Here is a 14,335-nt window from a genome sequence, read left to right on the forward strand (position 1 = left end):
TTGTAATCTATTGTAATCGATTACAAAATAAAAAGCAATACTCTTTCTACTTTTTAAAAATTAATTGTTTGTAAAACTTTATTAGCGTTAAAAGGGAAAAAAGGTTTTTAGAATAAAAAACAAATTGTTATATATTCCGAGGCGGCATTTTAAATGATTGACAAAGTCAATTCTTCAAACTACGCAACACATTGTATCCGATGGCAAATATCCAATCACAGCAATAACTGAACCATTGGGTGCCAATAGTAAAAAACCGGGCTTCTGGTCATAACAGGTAATCCAATATTATTCATCCAGACAGTTTAGCAGTCTTTTTTTCAGCAAAATGCAGATGTAAAGTGTAAAATATACTGCCAATTGCAAGAGACATCCAGCATACATGCACGTGTACAGTAATGAAATATTGAAAAACAAAACTCGAACAACTCTCCAATCAAAAATTAGAATTTTTTATTTATGAATGCCCATTGGATCTTACTGTGAAATAATTTGAAATCGACATCGCCTTAATCTGCGATTAAAGCCCCAAATTTATCATTCAATTACCGCTCATTTAACTTCATTCAAATGCTAAATGAACAGTTACGGATAGACGGCTGAATGACTTTATTAAAACAAAAAAGAACCCTTGATGCTTTATAAGCAAGGGCTCGTTTTTCCACTGAATTATGCCGGTACCGCATAAATAATATATCGCTGTGGCGCATTTCCAATATAACCGAACGGATAGCATGTTGTTAACGTTAAAACTTCGTTTGGAGCAGTAGATCGGATCACTGTTCGATCATCGGCATCAACAATCTCTGTTTCTTGAATCAAATATGTGAAACGACCATACTCCATTTCAACAATGAGTTCATCTCCAATTTTTAAATCGCCAACATTGCGAAAAACTGTATCCCGATGTCCTGATAAAACGATTTGGTCGTTTTGCCCAGAAAAAGCAGTGCCTCTGTAATGACCGACGCCTTTCTCCAATTCGTCTTCATCCGTCCCCTCAACGATCGGCAATTGTGCTTTAAGTTTCGGAATGTGCAAAATGCCAATCACCTCGTCCATTTTCGGTTGAAAGTCGCTTGGTACAACACCGCTTTTCTCCTTTTTCTTTAGACTTTCTGCACCAACAAGCTGATGGGCTTCTTTCAATGCTTCATTTTGGGCGCTGTTCATGGACCATAACTTCCATCCGCCATATGCGACACAAAGCAAACCAAAGCCAATAAACAAAATGGGCAGCCAATTTTTCACATGCATCCTCTTCCTTTAATTGAGACTGTTGTTAATTATTTTACCATAAAAAGTCGAGAAGACATCCGCTTCATTTTGCGGAGAAAACCAAAAAATAAAATAATCGGACCCCAGCTACTGTTCTTAGGGAAACCTGTTAAAGCAGCCCATAAAAATGCTAGGCGTCGGTCTGTTTTCAATTGATCTGAAATAAGTAAAAAAAAGTTAGAACGTCTCAAGGGCAGAATTTAAAATTGTTGTGAAGGACAAAGGGGCTTGTCTATAAGACTTTTTCGGCTTATAGACGGCCCCCTTTAATATTTTAAAAACGTTGATATTTGATGTTTTTTGTTTTCAATGGAGATTTGACTGTCTGAACAGCCCCAATATTGTCTATATTTCTTCAAACCCACATTAATTGACAAAAATGAAATTTGGCTCGTTCAAATATTTTTTTAGCTCGTTCAATGCTTTTTGTGCCAATACTCCGTCCATAATCCGGTGGTCATAACTGAGCGATAACGCCATCATGGATGCAATTTCAATTGAATCATTGACCACAATAGGCTTTTTCTCGATTCGGCCGATGCCAAGAATACACGATTGCGGATGGTTGATAATCGGTGTAAACCATGCGCCATCAGCTGATCCAATATTCGATATCGTACATGTAGAGCCTGTCATTTCATCCGCTTGAATGGAACCATCTCTTGCCTTTAGGGAAAGCTCGTGAATTTCTTTAGCAATTTGAAATAATGTTTTTTGGTCTGCATGCCGTATGACCGGAACGACAAGACCGCGGTCTGTATCAGCCGCAAAACCGATATGGTATTGTTTCTTCAAAATGATTTCTTCACGTTCTTCATGAAAGGAAGCGTTTAATTGTGGATATTTTTTCAAAACGATCGTCAACGCTTTCACAACATAAGCTAAATAGGTGAGTTTGATTGCTTCCTCTTCCGCAAATGATTTTACGCTTTGCCGATGCTGAACAAGCTTAGTAACATTCGCTTCATCAAAATGTGTTACATGCGGAATCGTCTTTTTCGAATGAACCATTGAACGTGCAATGAATTTGCGAATGTTTGAAAGCGGAATATATTCATCTTGTACCGAATTGGTCTTTGTTTCTTCCTTCTGATTTTTTTGCTGACTTTCCATCTCAAGCTGCTGATTTTTGCGCCTATTGATCACGGCCTCAATATCTTCTTTTAATATTTTGCCGTTTGGACCCGATGGAATTACCTCTTCAAGATTCACTTGATGTTCTCTTGCAAATTTGCGCACGGATGGAGCGGCCACTATGAATGAAGAATTTGTTTGCTTCTCTTTTTCCCGCTTCTTGTACTCGTTGCGAATATCTTCTTCCGTTACTTTCCCGTTTAAACCAGTCGGCTCCACAAGCCGCCAATCCACCCCTAGCTCTTTCGCTAATTTCTTCACTCGCGGCGTCGCCCTTTTCTCGACCTTTTGCTCCGTTGCTATTTGTTCTTCCGATCTTTCATTCGTTTCTTCTTGTTTTATGTCTGGCTGCCCGTCGCGTTCAGCTGTTTCAATTGTTGCAAGCACTTCGCCGACAGATGCTGTATCTCCTCTTTTTTTACGGATTTCCTTCACGATTCCGCTTGCAGGTGCATGCAGCTCCGATACCGCCTTTTCCGTTTGAACTTCAACAAGTATGTCATTTTGCTCCACCGCATCCCCTTCTGACACATGCCAAAATGCAATTAAGCTCTCATTATATTCTTCCGACAATTGCGGCAATTTAATTTCAATAATCATGTTGGCCTCCTGTGAAAGAAATGGTAGATTTATTCATTAACGAGTTTTACAGCTTCTTGATAAATTTTTTCTGCATTCGGTAAAACAAACTGTTCAAGCGGGCGGCTGAAAGGAATCGGCACGTCTGGTACAGCCAATCGTTTGACCGGAGCTTCTAAGTCATACAAGCCTTCCTCTGCAGCTATGGCAGCGATCTCCGCCGTCATGCCGTACGATAAATAATCTTCATCTACTACAAGTAATCGATGAGTCTTTTTAATGGATTGCAGGATTGTTTCACGATCTAACGGGACAAGTGAACGCAAATCGATGACTTCTGCTTCAATTCCTTCTTGCTCCAGCTTTTTGGCAGCCTCCAGTGCATGATGAGTCGTCATTTGAATCCCTACAATTGTTATATCTTTCCCTTCCCTGACAACGTTTGCTTTTCCTAGCGGCACCGTGTAAGCTTCTTCCGGCACATGACCGACTGATGCGTCTAATTGATCCATCCATCCTAAGCCTTGCAGCGTTTTATGGAACATAAAGACTACAGGATTATCATCCCGAATGGCTGAAATCATCATCCCTTTTAAATCATATGGAGTGGATGGAGCCACCACTTTCATTCCCGGCAAATGCGCAAACGTTGCATACAAAGTTTGAGAGTGCTGAGCAGCATCACTGTACCCTCCGCCAACAGCGGTCATTAACACGATTGGCAGCTTCACTCGGCCGCCCGACATATAAGGGATTTTTGCCATATGGTTATAAATTTGATCCATGCAAACTCCGAAGAAATCGACAAACATCAATTCAACGATCGGCCGCATTCCTTCGGCTGCTGCGCCAATGGCCGCTCCAATAAATGCAGTTTCAGATATCGGGGTATCAATCACTCGATCTGATCCAAATTGTTGAAATAACCCTTCTGTCGATCCGAAGATGCCCCCGTAAACTCCGACATCCTCCCCCATGACAAACACGTTTGGATCTCGCTCCATCTCCAATTTAATCGCTTCCGCCATGGCCTTATTTCCCGTTAATAAGCGCGTTTTTGTTCCTTGCACAGCTTATAACCCCTTTCCTGTTTATTTACGAAACGTATAAGTCTTTTAAAGCATCTTCCGGATTCGGATAATTGCTGCTGCGTGCAAATTGATAAGCAGCGTCTACTTCCTGTTTTGCTTTATTTTCAATGATGTCAAGATCGTTTTCCGCTATGTTTTGTTCAGAGATTAATAGATTTCGAAGGCGTATGATCGGATCTTTATCCCGAAGAAGCGACACTTCATTTTTATCTCTATACAACTCCGGATCCCCTTGGAAATGTCCCAAGTAACGATATGTTTCAATTTCAATAATCGATGGACCTTCGCCTCGTCTGGCGCGTTCCACTGCTTCTTTTGATACTTCGTACATGCTGATCGGATCGTTGTCTTTGACGTAATATCCTTTAATGCCATATGCAGCTGCACGAACATCGTTAGATGCTACAGATGTCGATGCTGTTTTCGGAACAGAAATTCCGTACTGATTATTTTCAATCACCACAATAAGAGGTAAATTCCAAAGTGCTGCCATATTTAATGACTCATGGAAAGCTCCTTGATTGGCAGCTCCCTCTCCAATAAATGAAACCGCAACCCAGTCTTTCCCTTTTTTCTTAGCAGCTAAAGCTGCTCCAAGAGCGTGTGGGATTCCTGCTCCAACAATTCCTCCACAGGAAAACTTGACATCCGGATCAAACAAATGCATATGTCCTCCCTTGCCTTTGCCAAGCCCGGTTTCTTTTCCGAAAATTTCAGCCGTCATTTTATTTAGGTCAACGCCTTTCGCGATGGCATGATGATGAGGCCTGTGCGGCGACGTAACCGTATCTTCTTTTTTCAAATGAACACATATGCCGACGGCTGCCGGTTCTTGCCCTGTTGCCAAATGCATCTCGCCAGGAACAGGACCCGCCCCAATATTGAAAACCGGATTTTTCCCTTCAGTATAAGCTTCTGCCATTTTGTCTTCGTAATAACGGATTTTGTACATGTTTTCATACATCCATAAAAGATCATTTTTAGAAATTGCCAATGTATTCTCTCCCTTCTACCAAAATAGAAAACGGTTTCAAATAGTTAAATGCAAAAATTGTGCCAAACTACATTTTCGTGATTGATATATTTAATTTCATTGAAAATGAATAAGATTTTTTATGCTACACAAAAAACGTCCCGTTTTGGGACGCTTTTTAGAGACACAATGATACAATTTGATACGAAATGAAACAAAATGATATTAATAAGGGATTTGAAATCTTTGCATTTGCCGATAAAAAGTGCTTCGTGATATCCCTAAATATTGCGCAGCTTTTGTGATGTTGCCGTTATATAGACGTAAAGCTTGCAAGATCGACTGCTTTTTCATTTCATCTCGATGAATAAACACCGTTTCCGATTTTGGCTTGGAGTCCGTTTTTATAATTTCCTCAGGCAAATCTTTAATAGTTAAAACAGGCTTCGTCAATTTGTTTAAAGTTCTTTCTACTATATTTTGCAATTCTCTAATGTTTCCCGGCCAATGATAATGTATTAACGCTTGAAAAAAATCCGGTTTGATTTCAGGAAAAGGCTTATTTAACTTTTCACAATTTTTTTCAATAAAATGATGAACAAGGAGCGGTATGTCTTCTTTTCTTTCTCGCAATGACGGCAAAGTGATCGGCATGACATTAAGCCGGAAAAACAAATCCTCCCGAAAGCTGCCTTTTTCGACCTCTTCGCGAAGATTTTTGTTCGTCGCTGCGATGATGCGAACATCAACAGGCAAAACTTTATGCCCGCCGATTCGCACCACTTCCTTTTCTTGTATGACTCGTAAAAGCAATACTTGCATTTCCAAAGACATTTCTCCAATCTCATCTAAAAAAAGCGTACCGCCATCGGCAAGCTCAAATTTTCCTGCACTTCCCCCTTTTTTCGCTCCGGTAAAAGCACCGTCCGCATAACCAAACAGTTCGCTTCCTAATAAATCTCGAGGAATTCCGCCGCAATTGATGGCTATAAAAGGCTTATGCTTTCTATCGCTTTCATTATGGATCGCTTGTGCAAACATTTCTTTTCCCGTACCGCTTTCTCCTAAAATTAATACATTTGAGTCCGTTTTTGCTGCTAGCTTCGCTTCGTTTACTTTTTGGAGAAACTGGGGATGCTTCCCGATCATATCAGAAAAAGTGATTTTCGCCTGATTGCCTGATAAATGATTAATAAATTGTCTTATCTTTTGAATCTCTTTTATAATCATCATTGAACCGATCCATTGGCTGTCTTTATAAATGGGGAGTTTATCAACTAGAACATGAAAAACTTTGTTTGACTGTTTTATTTTTAAGTGCAGTTCATGATTTTGAAGATGTCGAGGGCGATTGGAAATAATCGATTTGTTGCTAAAAACTTCGCTGATCTTTTTCCCTTCCAGGCAAGAATGATTCAATTGAAGCAGCTTTTTTAATTGATCATTCACTTTAATAATGAGCCCTTCCGTATCGAAAATGAGGATGCTCTCTTTCATATTATTGGTAGTCGCTTCAAGAAATCTTTGCATCATAATGTTTTTTTCTGTCTTTTCAATCAGCTCCAGTTGGTACTCAATCGCTTTCACTGCTGACACTACCATTCCTAAAGTATGTGGATGCACTTTTTCATATGGGCCTGAAACATTTAATACGCCGATTATCTTTCCTTTTGAATCGTGAATGGGCGCAGCCGAGCATGTCCATGCCTGGCAAATTTCCGAATAATGCTCCTCAGCATATATTTGTACAGGTTGATTGATCACAATCGAAGTGCCGATTGCATTCGTTCCCATTGCTTGTTCACTCCAATCGGCACCTTCCACAAATTGAATATCAGCTGCCATCTTTAACGTATCAGCGTCGCCAATTGATTTTAACAACTGTCCCTTTTCGTTGCAAAGAATCACTAAAAAACCCGAGCCCTTTACGATTGAATACAATCCTTCCATAAACGGAACCGAACATTCAATTAAAGGCTTGTAATGGTCTATCTCGATTTTTTTCATTTGACCGTATCGTTGAAAAGGATCAACATTCATTTCTTTGGAACGAATCCATGAATCCTTTACAATGGGAGATAATTGTTCGTCGAGCTTATTTTCAAAAATAAAGTGCTTCCAACATTGTTTGACATACTCTCTTTTCTTCATCATAAAACACCTCCTTCAATTGTTGATTGAAGCTTCTCCGTCCAATCGCATCACATGCCAGCTTACAATGTTTATCGTATTTTTTAATATTCTCCTTTATTGTAGCATTACAAAAAAGCTGTGAGAACTAGCGATCCACTGAATGAAGCTCCTTTTATTTTTGAAACTTTTTAACCCAAAAATGCTGGAAACCCCTTTTACTTTTTCAATCATGAGAAATTGGGGCGCCCTTCTTTTGATATCCCGGAAATACAGAAATTTACAGTTACCGATCGTACTGGACGCATCGACAAAATGGGTCATAAAAAAACCGATTCCAAAAGATTGGAATCAGTCTTTCTTGCTTCTGCACGGAAGGCCAAATCATTCTCTTTTTTCCGTTATTCATATGTTTGGAAATTGTATTACCAGTTATTAACTTGATCGAATGGTGATTGGCGGAGCTCTGTTTTTTCTAAATGAAACGGCTTCATGGCATTTAAACGGTAATTCTTAATGTTTAAAATCAGTGATTTTTTAGTATGCTTCAAAAAAAGACGAAACGACGTTCCAACAATCACTTTGAAAAATGCCGCCGGTTCTTCTGCATATGTAAGCAGAACTCCCTATTGTGAACAAATATTGATCAGTATGATGATGTTTTTCAAACGTCTTCCTTCATTACATAACAACTGAATTGAACTGATAAAAAATATATACAATGTAGGAATGTGGGCAGCTATAAAAGAATAAAGGTTTTTGGCAATGGGAAAGAAGTATAATATATTGAAATAATAAAATGCTCTATATTCTGGGAGGATAACATAAAGTTATAACGGGGGAACGTGAATCGTATTAAAACGATCATAAAAAATATTGTGAAAAAATTATCATCGGAGCTGTCTTATTCATTTATATTATGTTTTCTTTCTCCTTTTCTTTCGTTAATTGTTTTAATTTGTTGGACAGCTCCATAAACCAATTTTCATCTTTTGTTAACAAGGCTAAATCAATTAATGCTTTAATCTGCTCTTCATTTTCTATTGGAGATACGGGCAATTTTTTTACCCAATGATTTAATGTTTCAACTGTTTTACCAACGACGATTTCATTGTCGCAAGCCATAACTTTTACTCTTATAATCTTTTGTGATGAATCTATCGTTTCAACATAACCGTAAATAAATTCGCCGCTTTTTGTTTTTCCTTTTACCCAATCCCCTACTTTCACTGGCAACTGATTGATTCCTTCCATTTTATACACCACCACTTGCAGTATTATAGAGATCTGTTTTGAAATACTAAATATCTATGTTGTTAACAGAAATTATTACATGATAATAAAGGGAACGCAAACAATTTAACCTGGGAAATAATAAAAATTTTAAAATTCCATTAAATATATAACTTAACCCGTGGTGCTAGATAAACTTGATCAAGCATAAAAATAGCCCTTGCCTGGCGGATCTCCTTAAAATGAAAGTGCGACCTACCATTCGAAAGGAGAATCCCCATGCAAGAGCACTTTCATTTTACTACAGATCGGACCAAGATTCAAAAGCAATATGCCGCCATTTTCTTTTTTGTCTCCGCTCAACTGTCATTGATTCAGACGCATCTTCAACGCCGCAACCGCCATTTGGTAAAGCAAAAAAAAGAGACATGAACCCGATTCCTTGATTAGAATAGATGTGTCACCAAAACTATTCACAAGGAGGTTCATGTCTCATGAATAGATTAGCACATCATCAAGGAATCCACAAGTTTTTCACGATGTTGGGGTTGGCACTTTATTTTTCAAAACCTGTCATGAAGCATCTCGTTCATATCGTGGATGCGATGATCACGAAAGGCTTTTCTGGAACGTTGACCGATCTTCATCATTGGAGCTTTCACCCCAATCATCGAACGACACTCAGCCATTTTTTCACGAAAAGCCCTTGGGATGAAGAGACGCTGCTTCGCAAACTTCAACAGTGGATGCTTCGTCGTGTCGAACGCATCGCCAAACAGGAGAATCAACCCCTTTTTGTTTCGATCGATGATACGATTTGCCAAAAAACCAAGCCTTCGTCACAGGCAACGCACGCCATTCAAGGGTGTGATTGGCACTATTCTCACACAGAGAAAAAGTCGATCTGGGGACATTCTCTCGTTTGGCTCATGGTTCATACGATGACCCAGGCTTTTCCCTTTGCGTTCCGCCTCTACGACAAGGCGGCTGGGAAAAGCAAGGGGGAACTCGCGATCGAGATGCTTTCTTCTTTGGATGTACACCGTCCTGTTTATGTGCTGATGGACTCTTGGTATCCATCGCAAAAGCTCGTGGAAGCTTGTCTGAAAAAGGGATTCCACGTAATCGCAATGCTCAAGACGAATCGGGTTCTTTATCCAAAAGGCATCGCCATCCAAGCCAAACAGTTTGCCCGCTATATCGAACCGAACGACACCCATCTCGTCACGGTGGGAGAAGAGCGTTATCGGGTTTATCGCTACGAAGGCTCTCTCAAAGGTCTCGATGATGCCGTGGTGCTGCTCGCTTGGAAAGCCGATCAGCCGATGACATCGGAACATCTTCACTGCGTCTTGAGCACCGACCGGGATCTAAGCGATGAAGAGATCTTGCGCTACTATGCCCAGCGTTGGTCGATCGAATGTTTTTTCCGTCAAGCGAAAGACCAGCTGAAACTCGATGGATACCGCGTTCGCGGACGTCGGGCGGTGAAACGCTACTGGATCTTGGTGCAGCTTGCTTACGTGTACAGCATGTTCGAGTCGAACAGCGATTTTTCTGATGGGCTCGATCTTCTGCGCAAGAGAAAAGGACATAGCCTCGTGGAGTTCATTTACCGTGCAGCGAAACAAAATATTCCCATTGATACCGTGAAAAAACAGCTCCACGTGGCATAAGGGGTACCCTGTTTGTCTCTTTTACATGGTAATTATTGTAATTAAAATTGCTCAACTACAGTAATATATAACGCGTTTTTTCTGGCTGGATAATTTTATGTTCGGACAAGCAAAAATGTCTATAAAGAAGTCTATTTAAGCGCGTCTGGCGAGGTGTCCCATCTTGCTAGGCGTTTTTGTTGTGTCAAAAAAGAGACTGAAAGTAGATTGATCTAGCATCCATTCTGAATATAAGGTGGACAGATTTTGGGATAAGAGTATTGCGAGTTAGCACATTATTTCAGAATCCCTTTTTCAAATTATTTCAGGCGGATTCGGAAATAATGTGCAAAATTTTTGCGGATTGTTCGGTCAAGTCCAAATGATTGCGTAAATTCCCCTTTGCTAGACAACATGGACTTGATGGCTTGGCGTACAGTAGGTAAGTCCGGAAAACCTCCTTGACGGTCTCTTTTCCGGACAAGCGATCATGTTGTCAAGGAACAGGTGTGTCAAGGAGCTTTCGCGGCAACTCCTCGATTCCAAGGTATTCCACGTTTTCCTTGACACGGTGAATAACTGAAAGACACCATCTACTGAATCAAAAGCTGGCGCCTAATCTGTTTTTCCATTCTTTCCGCAAAGGGAGGATAAAAGGGACACGGAAACATGCAGCGGCTCGCTGGGCATCACGCCACGATCTCCTTCGGCTTAAAGGATGGTGGCTATGATTTGGCGGGATGCAGTGAGGGCGCCGCCAACGTTTCAATGACACATGTTTGTTAGTAGACAATTCTTTCGGCTTGAGGGAATCATTGTTTTTGTTTTTCATTAGTGGTATCATACTAAACAAAGAAACCAAGAATTTTTATAACAAAAAAAGCAAGAAAGTTGGTTAATTTTTTCGAGGAGGGGGAATAATATGGTACCATCAGATGTGGTGGCAAAGGGGAAGGTACCTATGGAGAATATCCCTAATCGTAAGAAACATGCTGTGAAACGAATTGCCGTATCGAGCAAAAAGCAAATTACGATACCGAAGGACTTTTATGAGCAATTAGGAATTGGAAACGAAGTATTAATTGAGTTAGCAGATAATAAATTAATTATTCGTCCGATTCACGGAGATCACTTTGACTTTTCCGATCTTATTTTAAAAGACCTTATCGAAGAAGGATATGCAGGAGAAGAACTTTACAAAGAGTTTGTATACCGTAAATCGCAAATCGCCCCTGCATTAGAAACCATGATTTCTGAAGAAAGACCAAAGGCGAAAACATATACATGGGATACGTTGGAGGATTTATTTAACGAAGATGACGAAGAATAATCGCCTGCAATTACTCCCTAAGGCGGAAAAGGCGATAAAAAAGATGACGAAAAAAGACCAAGCATTAAAACAACGCTTTAAAAACGCCTTGCGGGAGATTCTTTCCAATCCAACCGAAGCTGGAGAAGCGAAAACAGGGGATTTAGCAGGGATTTACGGTTATGACATTTACCATCAAGGGATTAATTACGAGATTGCCTATTTTATTGATTTCGATGAAAACGGAAATTTAGTGGTTGTTGTCTTAGCAGGAACCCGCGAAAATTTTTATGATGAGCTTAAACGTTATATGAAAACGAACAACATCAAACCAACTAAACAAAGATCATGAATGCCGTGGAGTTGATGAAGTCCAAGAATTTGTGTAAAAAGAAGCGGGACACAGCACAAAGCGGTTCTATTTTTCGGAGACTTAAGTTCGCCGGCTCCTTTGCTAGACAACATGGACTTTGATGGCTTGGCGTATAGTAGGTAAGTCCGGAGAGCCTCCTTGACGGTCTCTTTTCCGGACAAGCGATCATGTTGTCAAGGAACTTTCGCGGCATGTCCTCGCTTCTCTCCGTTCTTCCGTTCGTTCATAACGGCGGACCCCCAGCTGTTCTTTGACTTGCGCCTCGAGGATTTGGTTTAGGACTTGTTCCAACAGCTTCACAATCGTTCATTTAGAACACGCCCTTGAACAATTTAAGCAAGCTAGCCGGGAACGAAGAATTAAAAACCCATCTGCCTACATGAAACGCATCTTGTTTAATAGTGTCAAAACATTGGAATTTAATACAACGGCCGAAGTATAATTTGAAATTTTTGGTAATGACCACACGGATGACGATGAAATAGACTTCTTTAATGTATTAAATACTTATTGAAAAAGTTTTTGTTTGCAAACAACAAATGAGACTGACTCGTTCGAACTAGCTTCTTGACGATTTAAATGAGCTCATATAACATTTATGTGACTCATCATCATCAAAAGGAGTTATGGAAATGGTCAGTGTATTGGAACGTAAGAAAGCTGATCTGAATTTGGATAAATTCCAAAATGTATTTAGTAAATACTGCAGCGTTTTTGGTAAAAAATTTGGTATTGATATTAATCATTTACTACCATCTAGACAACTCGTTTCTAAAACCGATGATTTATATGTGAATGTTGATAATATAATAGATTTTTTTGTATCTATATCAAATGAGGTTAGTGCCGTTTATAAAAATGAATCCGTTAAGAAAAGTGGTCAGTTTCATACAAGTAGTTTAGATGTTATCGAATTAATACTTAAAAATGTCGTTGATTTCGAAGCAGAGAATACAATAGAAAAAAAATTCCTTGAACCGTCGTGCGGTACAGGTATTTTTTTACTTTTTATCATTTACAAACTTTATCAGAAGGGGCATTCAAAAGAAGATTTAATCAATTTTATTAATCATAACTTAGTTGGATTTGATATTTTACCCGAGATGGTTTATTTTACCAAGTTAAATATTCAATGCTTAATGGCTTATTTATTTAAGGACGATGCATCTATTCAAGATAAATTAAATCCAAGAATTTATGTTACAGATACTACATTTAAACCAGAAGGAGAAATGGGACAACTAGAACTGTTTGATACAGGATTAAAATTTGTTGAAACAGAAGAAGCTGCAAAAGTAAAACTTGATGCTGTAAAAGGTATAGACCAGTTTGATTATGTTGTTGGAAATCCTCCTTATGTCACTTTATATGGTAGAAGAGATAAGAAAAAACAGAAGCTTTAAGGAATTATTATATAAACCCGTGGTGCTAGATAAACTTGATCAAGCATAAAAATAGCCCTTGCCTGGCGGATCTCCTTAAAATGAAAGTGCGACCTACCATTCGAAAGGAGAATCCCCATGCAAGAGCACTTTCATTTTACTACAGATCGGACCAAGATTCAAAAGCAATATGCCGCCATTTTCTTTTTTGTCTCCGCTCAACTGTCATTGATTCAGACGCATCTTCAACGCCGCAACCGCCATTTGGTAAAGCAAGAAGATGACGTGATCATAGCGATTCACATTTTGGGGAAGCTGCTTGGCTTTTCTTCCGAACGGGCATGGCATCGCTTTGTCACCGGAAATTTGTTCACAAACGGGCAGTTTCTCGAACGTTCCCGATACAATCGCCGTTGCCGGGCGCTGCGCTGGGCGATGAAATGGATCCGCCATGAACTGGCGAAACGCGGCCAACATCATGCCTATGCCGTGGTCGATAGCTTGCCGTTAGAGTTGTGCCATGCTGCGAGAATGCATCGTGTCAAACGGTTTCAAGGGATCGCCGACATCGGGTATTGCGCTTCAAAAAAGCAATGGTACTACGGGTTGAAACTGCACCTTCAAGTGACCGATCAAGGTTTGCCAATGGGATATGTGGTGACGGAAGCATCCTGCCACGATCGAATCGCAGCCGAAAGCGTGATGACCCAAATTCCTCATCCCTATAACCTCGGGGACAAAGGGTTCATTAGCCGTGACTTGCAAAAAAGGCTGTACGAAGAATACCAAATGGCGCTTTGGACTCCGTCTCGAAAAAACCAGAAACATCGCCCGTCCGAGGCATGGGAGAAGTGGATCCAACAAAAACGCAAAGTGATCGAGACGGTGTTCTCGGTTCTGGTTGACCAATACCGGATCACAGAGATTCGAGCGAATTCCATGATCGGATTTGAAGTAGCGCTCGACGGCATATTGTTAGCCTATTCGCTGGTCACACTAGGGCTAGTTGAGTTCTAACGCTCAACTAGCACCACGGGTATAACTTATAATAAATGTTTTCATATTTATTGCAATAGACAAACGTTCAGCACATTTGTTCCATGTGAAACATAAATCAGACAGCAGGCTCAAATTTTACCTTTTGTGCGGCAAATCGTTATTGAAGGAAAGTGCAACTTTCGGCTGTCCTTTCGTTTAA

General features: G+C 40.0%; 11 protein-coding genes and 2 pseudogenes. 6 read left to right on the forward strand and 7 right to left on the reverse strand.

Features of this window, described 5'->3' with window-relative positions; genetic code table 11:
- Positions 1-669: 669 nt before the first annotated feature.
- The 6 genes from NSQ44_RS17780 to NSQ44_RS17805 form a co-directional block, all read right to left on the reverse strand.
- Positions 670-1,257: a class D sortase gene (locus NSQ44_RS17780; protein WP_340857905.1), complete on the reverse strand. Its 588-nt coding sequence runs from the start codon at positions 1,255-1,257 to the stop codon at positions 670-672.
- A 387-nt stretch (positions 1,258-1,644) separates the two neighbouring features.
- On the reverse strand, positions 1,645-3,012 hold the full coding sequence (locus NSQ44_RS17785; protein ID WP_340857908.1) for a 2-oxo acid dehydrogenase subunit E2: 1,368 nt from the start codon (positions 3,010-3,012) through the stop codon (positions 1,645-1,647).
- Between the two features lie 29 nt (positions 3,013-3,041).
- Positions 3,042-4,061, reverse strand: a complete 1,020-nt coding sequence (locus NSQ44_RS17790; RefSeq protein WP_340857911.1) for an alpha-ketoacid dehydrogenase subunit beta — start codon at positions 4,059-4,061, stop codon at positions 3,042-3,044.
- Positions 4,062-4,086: 25 nt separating this feature from the next.
- Positions 4,087-5,076 (reverse strand): thiamine pyrophosphate-dependent dehydrogenase E1 component subunit alpha, encoded by a 990-nt coding sequence (locus NSQ44_RS17795; RefSeq protein ID WP_144597639.1) that lies wholly within the window; start codon positions 5,074-5,076, stop codon positions 4,087-4,089.
- 204 nt (positions 5,077-5,280) lie between these two features.
- Complete coding sequence (locus NSQ44_RS17800) at positions 5,281-7,209, reverse strand: sigma-54-dependent Fis family transcriptional regulator (protein WP_340857916.1); 1,929 nt, start codon at positions 7,207-7,209, stop codon at positions 5,281-5,283.
- Positions 7,210-8,097: 888 nt separating this feature from the next.
- Positions 8,098-8,439, reverse strand: a complete 342-nt coding sequence (locus NSQ44_RS17805; protein ID WP_063389111.1) for an IDEAL domain-containing protein — start codon at positions 8,437-8,439, stop codon at positions 8,098-8,100.
- Between the two features lie 258 nt (positions 8,440-8,697).
- On the opposite strand from NSQ44_RS17805, the pseudogene NSQ44_RS17810 reads away from it, so the two are divergent.
- The 4 genes and pseudogenes from NSQ44_RS17810 to NSQ44_RS17825 form a co-directional block, all read left to right on the forward strand.
- Positions 8,698-8,844: pseudogene (locus NSQ44_RS17810) on the forward strand (IS982 family transposase); the annotation flags it as partial.
- Between the two features lie 68 nt (positions 8,845-8,912).
- Entirely contained in the window at positions 8,913-10,094 is a 1,182-nt protein-coding gene (locus NSQ44_RS17815) for an IS701 family transposase (RefSeq protein ID WP_340857919.1), read from the forward strand.
- A gap of 901 nt (positions 10,095-10,995) precedes the next feature.
- Positions 10,996-11,403 carry an AbrB/MazE/SpoVT family DNA-binding domain-containing protein gene (locus tag NSQ44_RS17820; protein ID WP_340857922.1) on the forward strand — a complete coding sequence of 136 codons (408 nt, stop codon included), beginning with the start codon at positions 10,996-10,998 and terminating at the stop codon, positions 11,401-11,403.
- A complete protein-coding gene (locus NSQ44_RS17825; protein WP_090952513.1) occupies positions 11,390-11,734 on the forward strand; it encodes a type II toxin-antitoxin system RelE/ParE family toxin in 345 nt (114 codons plus the stop codon). Before NSQ44_RS17820 ends, NSQ44_RS17825 begins: the two co-directional genes overlap by 14 nt.
- Before the next feature lie 216 nt (positions 11,735-11,950).
- On the opposite strand, the pseudogene NSQ44_RS17830 reads toward NSQ44_RS17825, so the two are convergent.
- Positions 11,951-12,058 (reverse strand): annotated as a pseudogene (locus tag NSQ44_RS17830) (transposase); the annotation flags it as partial.
- A gap of 329 nt (positions 12,059-12,387) precedes the next feature.
- On the opposite strand from NSQ44_RS17830, the gene NSQ44_RS17835 reads away from it, so the two are divergent.
- Positions 12,388-13,158, forward strand: a complete 771-nt coding sequence (locus NSQ44_RS17835; protein ID WP_340857929.1) for an Eco57I restriction-modification methylase domain-containing protein — start codon at positions 12,388-12,390, stop codon at positions 13,156-13,158.
- A 117-nt stretch (positions 13,159-13,275) separates the two neighbouring features.
- The gene (locus tag NSQ44_RS17840; protein ID WP_340855981.1) at positions 13,276-14,154 is read left to right on the forward strand and encodes an IS982 family transposase; all 879 of its coding nucleotides are present in this window, start codon (positions 13,276-13,278) and stop codon (positions 14,152-14,154) included.
- Positions 14,155-14,335: the final 181 nt, after the last annotated feature.

This window comes from Aeribacillus sp. FSL M8-0254 (genome assembly GCF_038008845.1).
Lineage (GTDB): Bacteria > Bacillota > Bacilli > Bacillales > Aeribacillaceae > Aeribacillus > Aeribacillus composti.